2 protein-coding genes are annotated in these 1,971 nt (G+C 43.3%); both read left to right on the top strand.

The annotated features are described in order from the left end of the window. On the top strand, positions 1 to 1,109 hold a 1,109-nt coding region (locus tag I8748_RS03050; protein WP_214662402.1), incomplete at its 5' end, for a branched-chain amino acid ABC transporter permease. Then, positions 1,099 to 1,887: an ABC transporter ATP-binding protein gene (locus I8748_RS03045; protein ID WP_198123202.1), complete on the top strand. Its 789-nt coding sequence runs from the start codon at positions 1,099 to 1,101 to the stop codon at positions 1,885 to 1,887. The genes I8748_RS03050 and I8748_RS03045, both read left to right, overlap by 11 nt. Positions 1,888 to 1,971: the final 84 nt, after the last annotated feature.

Here is a 1,971-nt window from a genome sequence, read left to right as displayed (position 1 = left end):
TTTCTACGGCAATTCTTGCCCTGTTTAGCTTGGGACTCAATTTACAGTGGGGCTTTACGGGGTTAATTAACTTTGGTCATATTGCTTTTATGACCTTAGGAGCTTACACAACAGTATTGTTAAGCTTAAAAGGTGTGCCTCTATTGATATCAGCAGTAATTGGGGCAATAGTAGCAGCAATACTTGGCTTGATAATTGGTTTCGCAACCCTGCGCTTGCGGGAAGATTACTTAGCAATTGTCACTATCGGTACAGGAGAACTAATTCGTTTGGTACTAAATAACCAAGAATTACCTGTAGGTGACACCTGGGTGTCCGGGGCGTTTGGTATACAAAGTTATCCTATACCTTTAACGACAGAACCAAATTTGTTTTTTCGACTGGTGATGATTGGACTGCTGACGCTACTGGCTGGTGTGACTTTTTTTACGTTGTGGCAATGGATTCGTAAGGCAAAAATGTCCTTAGTTGCTGATTCATCACAAGAAAAAGTTAGCAAGCAAGAATTGGCAACGCGCTTGGGTGTGGCTATTGTCTTGGGCTTATTAACAGCTGCGATTTATATTTCTGGAGTTATCAGCCTGTATAATTACAACCCCAAAGGGGGTTTGATGCTGTTGTCAGTGTTGATATTAGCATTTATATTTTGGCGCTTGGAAGTTTTGGTGCGATCGCCTTGGGGTCGAGTCCTCAAAGCTATCCGCGAAGATGAAGAAGTACCGAAGGCAATGGGCAAAAATGTCTTTTGGTATAAAGTACAATCTCTCATGCTAGGGGGTGCGATCGCAGGTATGGCTGGTGCTTTCTATGCATGGCAACTCAGCGCTATTTACCCTGATAAAACTTTTGAACCGCAGGTGACTTTCGATGCTTGGATTATGGTAATTTTAGGCGGTTCTGGTAATAATATCGGCACAATCTTAGGTGCTGTGATCTTTACTGCTTACGATGCCATCACGCGCGAAGTTATGCCCCGAATTATCCCCCTTGATGAAGCGCGTCTTGGTGCATTTCGCATCATGGTTATTGGTCTAATTTTGATGGTACTCATGATTTGGCGTCCTCAAGGTATCCTAGGGAAAAAGGAGGAACTCACCCTTGGTAAATAACCAGTCTCATCAGTCATCCTCACTTCCTCTATTAGTAGCCACGGGACTTTGTAAAAGCTTTGGTGGTATCAAAGCTGTATATAATGCCAACATTGAAGTCAACAAAGGCAGCATTACTGGCTTGATTGGGCCAAATGGTGCTGGTAAAACCACTTTATTTAACTTACTTTCAAACTTCATTCGCCCAGATAAGGGACGAGTGATTTTTGATGGCGAACCGATTCATCACTTACAACCATATCAAATTGCTCAGCAGGGAATAGTACGTACCTTTCAGGTTCCCCGTACTCTCTCGCGGTTGTCGGTGTTAGATAATATGCTGCTAGCAGCACAAAAACAAACAGGTGAAAATTTTTGGCAAGTGCAGTTCCAACCACATATCGTTGCCAAAGAAGAAAAGCAACTGCAAGAACAAGCAATGTCTCTGTTAGCCGCTGTGGGTTTAGCAAAAAAAGCACGCGACTATGCTGGTAGTTTATCAGGAGGACAACGCAAGCTGCTGGAAATGGGCCGAGCGTTGATGACTAATCCCAAGTTAATTTTGTTAGATGAACCAGCAGCAGGAGTGAATCCAAAACTAATTGATGATATATGCGATCGCATTATTACCTGGAACCGCGAGGGTATGACATTTCTGATTATTGAACACAATATGGATGTGATTATGTCCTTGTGCGATCGCGTTTGGGTGCTTGCAGAAGGTCAAAATTTAGCTGATGGTGTTCCCGCAGAAATTCAGACCAATGCTAAGGTTCTCGAAGCATATTTGGGAAAATAGTCAATAGTTAGTTGTCAGTTGTCAGTTGTCAGTTGTTATTCTCCCCATCTCCCCATCGCCCCTAATCCCCACTCCCCTTCGGTC

This window comes from Amazonocrinis nigriterrae CENA67 (genome assembly GCF_016056305.1).
Lineage (GTDB): Bacteria > Cyanobacteriota > Cyanobacteriia > Cyanobacteriales > Nostocaceae > Amazonocrinis > Amazonocrinis nigriterrae.
Note: the sequence above shows the minus strand (reverse complement) of the source record. Positions and strands in the feature narration are given on the sequence as shown.